Genomic DNA, 6347 nt, shown 5'->3' with positions numbered 1-6347 from the left:
CTTTCTTTGTTCATTTGCCAGCTTAACAGCTTCCAATTTGAATTCTGCCGTATATTCTCTTACCATTTCTAATCCTCCAAAATTTTATTTTACCCGAAAAAACTCCTTTCTTTCTCTCCACTTTTTCTGGGTAAGGTCAATATACCAGTGCCGAAAATAGTTGACAAAGATTGTGTATACTTATTACAATCGTTTGGGTACCGGGAGTTTTTACGGCAACAAAGTATGCACTAACTATAAGTAAGGAAGACTTTAAGCAGGCAATAAAAAAAATGAAGTAACGTTTAAAAGAGATTGAAGGAGAGAAGAAAAAGGTAAAAGGGAATACGGCAGAAAATGAATCTTATTACAAATAGCATAAAGGGCTTTTATTCTAGTGTTAAATCGGACCTAGATTGGCAAGCCAAACGTAGTCTTATTAGAACATTAGTAAAAGAGGTCAACATTGATCTTGATAAAGTAGATGTGGTATTTAAGATCAAAGAACTTGAAAACCCCGCCCAGAATGGACAAAATCAAAAGATGGTACATTGTCTAAGGGGTCTGGGCACTGGGATGACATCTTTTTTCTTGGTACAAATTACTCTTATGTCTCAATATTTGTACAGTTGTGTTATCGGCTGTTTGATGTTTACAACGCAGGAAGTTCATACGGTTGTAAGTCAAGCGGTAGGATGACAAGATTTTGCAAGGGTATTTTTTTTATAGGAGATTAATATGGAAATTTTTCTTGATAGCGTTGATTTAAATGAAATTAAAGGACTAAAGGAGTTCATTGACGGCATAACAACTAATCCTTCTTTAATAGCAAAGTCCGGGCGTAAAGATAAATACGAGGATTTAGTGCGTGAAATATGCTCTATTATAAAAGGGCCTGTTAGTGTTGAAGTTGTTGCAGATAACCATGAAGAGATGATCACAGAAGGTCTGAATTTAGCAAAAATTGCTGATAATGTTGTGATCAAATTACCTCTTACACATGAAGGATTAATTTCTTGTAAAAAGTTATGGACAGAGCATAAAATACCTGTTAGCATCACATTATGTTTTTCTCCTGGACAAGCACTGCTTGCCGCTAAGGTCGGTGCTTGTTTTATTTCCCCCTTTGTTGGTCGCCTTGATGATATAAGCTATGATGGCTTATCGCTAATAGAAGATATATGTACTATATATTCTAATTACGGTTTTGATACTAAAGTTCTTGTTGCATCAGTGAGAAGCCCAGCGCATGTAATAGAAGCTGCAAGGCTTGGTGCTGATTCAATTACTGTGCCAGCAAAAGTACTTAGACAATTAATTAATCACCCACTTACTGACCAAGGACTAGCAATATTTGAAAAAGACTGGGGTGTAAAATAATAAACGGTTACAAATGAACATAAAAATTGGCGTATCCGTTCAGGCAATGGCGTCAACTTAAGAGCCTTCATTACCAAACTCTCCTAAAGACATGATGGCGTTTGCTACCTTATTGCGGCTGCCCTGGTCGAATTTTAACTTTATAGCTAACCCAAGAAAGGTTTCCCTACATCATACCGCCGAGGCGCTAACGAGTAGCGGAATGACGAATCTGTTGTTTTTCAAATTGTAGGTAAACCTAAAGCTATAGAAAAAAAGAAGAACCAGTTTCTTAGTTTTTCATTGACATAATCCACTCCATATGCCATAATAAAATTTTATATCTTGTAGAAGGAAATGACATTAAGGTTAATACTACAAGAAGTCAACAGTAGTCCAGATCTGAGTAAGGAAAATTTAATTGATAGAATTAAAGATAAGCTGCAGCAGGAAAATCAACTTATATATGATGAGTGGAAAAAAAACGAATTTGATATAAATTACACGTTTATAGTGCTCAAGTGCAATTTATTACTTATAGCAGCTGAAAATGGCTATGAAAAAGTAGTAAGATACTTAACAAAAAACGGAGCTAATGTTAATGTACAAGATGAATGGGAAAAAACCTCCTTACATTATTCTGCTCAGCATGGGCATGCACAAGTAGTAGAAGTTTTGCTAGAAGAAGGAGCAGACGTTAATGCACAAAATGAAGATAAAGGGACTCCTTTGCATTATGCTGCTTATAGTGGTCATATAGAAGTAGTAAAACATCTTATAAAAAAAGAGGCAGATGTTAATGTAGTGGACAGATATGGAAGAAGTCCTTTACATTATGCTGCTGAGAATGGATACACACAAGTAGTAGAAGTTTTGCTAGAAGAGGGAGCAGACGTTAATGCACAAGATAAAGACGGAAGAACTCCTTTATATTATGCTGTTTATTACACTCATGGTGAACATCCAAGACTAAATTATCAACATCCAAAAGTAGCGAAACTTCTCCTAAATTATGGTGCAGATCCATCATTTATTCATAGACCTAAAGCTATAACAGCAGGAATTACTGTAGGTATATTAGCTGCCATTGTTGCTCCATTAGCACTCATTTATGCTACTGCATTACCTGCACTAGCAATAGTTGTAATTACTGTGGCATCTGCACTGATCGTTGGTGGAATTTCCTATGGGGTTGCATATAAGTCATCAGAGCATTCATTAAACAGTAAGCTAAGTGAGGTTAGCTGCAGTAATGTTGATGGAAATAAACAAACTGTACAACCATAATTATTAATTCACCACAGTAACCGCGCCGTGGCAGTGTTTGTACTTCTTTCCAGAATTACAAGGGCACTTGTCGTTTCTTGAGACTTTGGGAAGTTTGCTATTTCTAGCAGAATGTAACCTATTGCCTATCTCTTGGTTATCTGCCAACTTAAAGTGCGCTAGGCGGTGAATGGTGAGTTCCTTCCATTTTTCAAGCATTGACTCAAACATCAAGAAAGCTTCGCGTTTAAATTCATTCAGTGGATCTTTCTGCCCCATGGCACGTAGGCTTATGCTTTGTCTTAGGCTCTCTAGAACTGAAAGGTGTTCCCTCCATAAATGATCAAGTGTCATTATCATCATTTGCTTCACGATCGTATTCCACAAATCTGTAGTGTGCTGACTGTTGAAATATTTTTCTTTCTCAGTAAAAAATTCTTGTATCTTATCATTTATATAATCCAAAGCTTCTTGTTTGTTTAAAAACTTTGCTAAATCTTCTTTATCAAGCGTTATTCCATACCTTGTATGGAATTCTTTGACTATATCTTCAATATAATCCTCATAATAGCCACTTTGGACTATACCTTCTATTACGCTCTCATTTACTTCGCTATATACTTCAAGTAAATCATTAATTTCGTTGCCTAAGATATTGTTTCTCTGCTTAAAAATAACTTTACGTTGGTTATTGATTACGTCATCAAACTTAAGTAGAGATTTCCGCACGTCATAGTTTCTAGCTTCAACTTTCTTTTGCGCTTTCTCAAGTGCCTTATTGATCCATGGATGATGAATAGCTTCGTTATTCTTTAACCCTACTTTTTGTAAAAAGCTTCTCATTCTATCAGCACCAAATATTCTCATTAGGTCATCTTCGAGGGATAAAAAGAACTTAGAAAGTCCAGGATCACCCTGACGGCCAGAACGGCCACGTAATTGATCATCTATTCTCCTGCTTTCATGTCTTTCGGTTCCAACCACACATAAACCACCAGCTTTTATAGCAATTTCCTTATCTTTTTTTACTCTTTCAACTATTTCTTGATATTTTTTTTCTCTTTCATCAGCATTTTTTATCTTCTTTAGCTCCACCTTTGCGATCATTTCAGCATTTCCACCAAGCTGAATATCAGTTCCACGTCCTGCCATGTTAGTTGCTATAGTGACACTACCTGGCACCCCAGCTTGCGCTATTATGTACGCCTCTTGTTCATGATAACGAGCATTCAATACTGAATGCTTAAGAGAATGGCTTTGCAAAAGCGCAGAAAGCTTCTCAGAGTTTTCGATGCTCACCGTGCCAACAAGGACCGGTTGAAGGCGTTTGTGGCATTCTTCTATAAACTTCAATACAGCATTAAATTTTTCCTTTTCTGTACCGTAAATTTCATCATCAATATCAACTCTTTTTACAGATACATTGGTTGGAATTTTTACTACATTTAATCTGTATATATCACGAAACTCTTCTGCCTCTGTTGCTGCTGTTCCAGTCATTCCGGAAAGTTTATTGTACATACGAAAGTAATTCTGAAATGTGACCGATGCTAAAGTTTGGTTTTCATGCTGAATTTCAAGATTCTCCTTCGCTTCAAGTGCCTGATGAAGACCATCGGAATATCTCCTGCCATCCATCATACGCCCAGTAAATTCATCAATAATCACTACCTTTCCATCTTTCACTATATAATCTTTATCAGCAGTGAACAGCTTATGTGCACGTAATGCTTGGTCCATATAATGAGTCATTATCATGCTGTCAGTATCATAGAGCGAGGAATTTTCAGGAATGAGATTGTATGATCTTAGTAGTTCCTCCACTCGTGAAATACCATCTTCAGTCAAGAATACCGTTCTACCTTTTTCATCTACTTCATAATCAGAGTCAACTAATTTGGTTACTATTTTATTGATATGCTTATATATCTGATTGTTTTCCTCAACCGGGCCAGAAATAATAAGCGGAGTGCGAGCTTCATCAATGAGTATTGAGTCCACTTCATCAACTATTCCGTAGTGAAAGCCTCTCTGAACCATGTCTTCTTGAGAAAATTTCATATTGTCTCGCAGGTAATCAAAGGCAAGCTCGTTATTTGTGGAATACACGATATCTGCACTGTAAGCCTCTTTCCTCTCTTCGTCTGTCAAGTTATTCGTAATAAACGCAACAGAAACCCCAAGAGAATTATATAATTTGCTCATCCACTCTGTGTCTCGTTTTGCAAGGTAGTCATTAACAGTTACGACGTGTACGCCTTTCCCTTCTAAGGAATTTAGATATGCTGCTAAAGTTGCAACGAGTGTCTTTCCCTCTCCTGTTTTCATTTCTGATATCATACCATTGTGGAGCACCATTCCACCAATCAGTTGAACATCAAAGTGCCTCATGTTAAGAAACCTTCGAGAGGCTTCACGCACAACTGCAAATGCAGGTACGAGAAGATCATTTAACGTTTTCCCATTTTTCAATTCTTGTTTGAATTCTTCAGTTTTACCAGCAAGCTCCTCATCAGATAAACTCTGCATTTCTGTTTCTAATGCATTTATTTGCTGAACAATTTTCCTAAAGGATTTTATTATCTTCTTGTTTGTGGAACCAAATATCTTTCTTATAAAAAAGAATGACAACGTAAAAATGAAAAATATAAGAATAGCTGTCAAAATTAGCGGAGAATCTAGCATAAACTTAAGTAACGTCTTATTTAATATGAGATTATATTACTAAATGCAGCCTACAGCAATTACATATTAGATTCGGGGAATCCTTATTCATATACTAAGGTAATAAACAAAGTAACACTTCCAACCCTGTTCTTGCAGGCACTGTTATTGAAATCATACGCGTCAAGTTAAGGAAATAAAGGTATGAAAGAGATAGAATAATAAGGTATAAGTTCTCCAAGATATACTTTTAGTGAGAGAACCAATGAATAAAATAACTTGCTTATCAAAAAAGCTCAAAGAATTTTTTAATGAAAAAGCAGAGGAAATCTCAATTACAACAAGGTTTATAAAAAGAAAGAGAAAGCTAAAAGGTTCATCATGCGTAAAAGCCATGGTCTTGGGTAATATAGGAGTTGATAATTGTAGCGTAGAAACAATGTGTCAATTACTAAACGAGGACTCGATAGATATAACAAAACAAGGTTTGGATTTTAGATTTACTGAAGAAGCAGTGGAATTTATGAAAAGGATGTATAATGAATCTGTGATTCTCTTTAAAAATATCTTGCAAGTTGATTGCAAAATCTTACAGCAATTTAATAGTGTTAAATTATTGGACAGTAGCTATGTTACTCTACCTAACAGTATGGAAGAGATGTATAAAGGTTATGGTACTAGCTACAGTGGCTATGAAAGCAATACTAAGTCTGGAATAAAGTTACAATTAGTTTTCGACTACATGAATCAGATAATAGACCAACTTAATTTAACGGAGTGGGTAAGATCAGACCAGGGATATAGGAAACATTTAAGTAATATATTAAGCAATGATTTGCTAATATCTGATCTCGGTTATTTTGTGCCAAGTTCTTTTAAACAAATCAATGAAATAGGAGCTTATTTCATAAGTCGTTATAAATCCGATACCAACATATATGATGTAGAAACAAATCAAAAAATGGAGTTATTAGAATGTTTAGAGGATAAGTTATTTTTAGAAAACGAGGTATTGTTAGGAAAAGAAGCAAAAATTAGAGTAAGAATTATATGTCAGAAACTAACTGAAGAACAGTATA

The 6347-nt window shown here is 35.5% G+C and carries 5 protein-coding genes; 3 read left to right on the top strand and 2 right to left on the bottom strand.

What is annotated here, in order from left to right; all coding sequences use genetic code 11:
• Positions 1-66: hypothetical protein (locus tag OZD68_RS01980; RefSeq protein ID WP_275008869.1), on the bottom strand; the 66-nt coding region annotated here is incomplete at its 3' end.
• A 651-nt stretch (positions 67-717) separates the two neighbouring features.
• On the opposite strand from OZD68_RS01980, the gene fsa reads away from it, so the two are divergent.
• Both fsa and OZD68_RS01970 read left to right on the top strand, forming a co-directional pair.
• Positions 718-1359, top strand: a complete 642-nt coding sequence (fsa, locus tag OZD68_RS01975) for a fructose-6-phosphate aldolase (protein ID WP_182309173.1) — start codon at positions 718-720, stop codon at positions 1357-1359.
• A gap of 336 nt (positions 1360-1695) precedes the next feature.
• Positions 1696-2625: an ankyrin repeat domain-containing protein gene (locus tag OZD68_RS01970; protein ID WP_174516903.1), complete on the top strand. Its 930-nt coding sequence runs from the start codon at positions 1696-1698 to the stop codon at positions 2623-2625.
• Positions 2626-2628: 3 nt separating this feature from the next.
• On the opposite strand, the gene secA is transcribed toward OZD68_RS01970, so the two are convergent.
• Entirely contained in the window at positions 2629-5289 is a 2661-nt protein-coding gene (secA, locus tag OZD68_RS01965; RefSeq protein WP_259365941.1) for a preprotein translocase subunit SecA, read from the bottom strand.
• A gap of 244 nt (positions 5290-5533) precedes the next feature.
• On the opposite strand from secA, the gene OZD68_RS01960 reads away from it, so the two are divergent.
• The coding region (locus tag OZD68_RS01960; protein ID WP_275008717.1) for an IS4 family transposase at positions 5534-6347 on the top strand (814 nt) is incomplete at its 3' end.

The organism is Wolbachia endosymbiont of Drosophila bicornuta, assembly GCF_028982105.1.
GTDB classification, from domain to species: domain Bacteria; phylum Pseudomonadota; class Alphaproteobacteria; order Rickettsiales; family Anaplasmataceae; genus Wolbachia; species Wolbachia pipientis.
Note: the sequence above shows the minus strand (reverse complement) of the source record. Positions and strands in the feature narration are given on the sequence as shown.

What these genes read in the sequence shown, in the direction of transcription:
- fsa (WP_182309173.1), top strand. Translation starts at nt 718, where the DNA reads ATGGAAATTTTTCTTGATAGCGTTGATTTAAATGAAATTAAAGGACTA.
- OZD68_RS01970 (WP_174516903.1), top strand. Translation starts at nt 1,696, where the DNA reads ATGACATTAAGGTTAATACTACAAGAAGTCAACAGTAGTCCAGATCTG.
- secA (WP_259365941.1), bottom strand. Translation starts at nt 5,289, where the DNA reads ATGCTAGATTCTCCGCTAATTTTGACAGCTATTCTTATATTTTTCATT.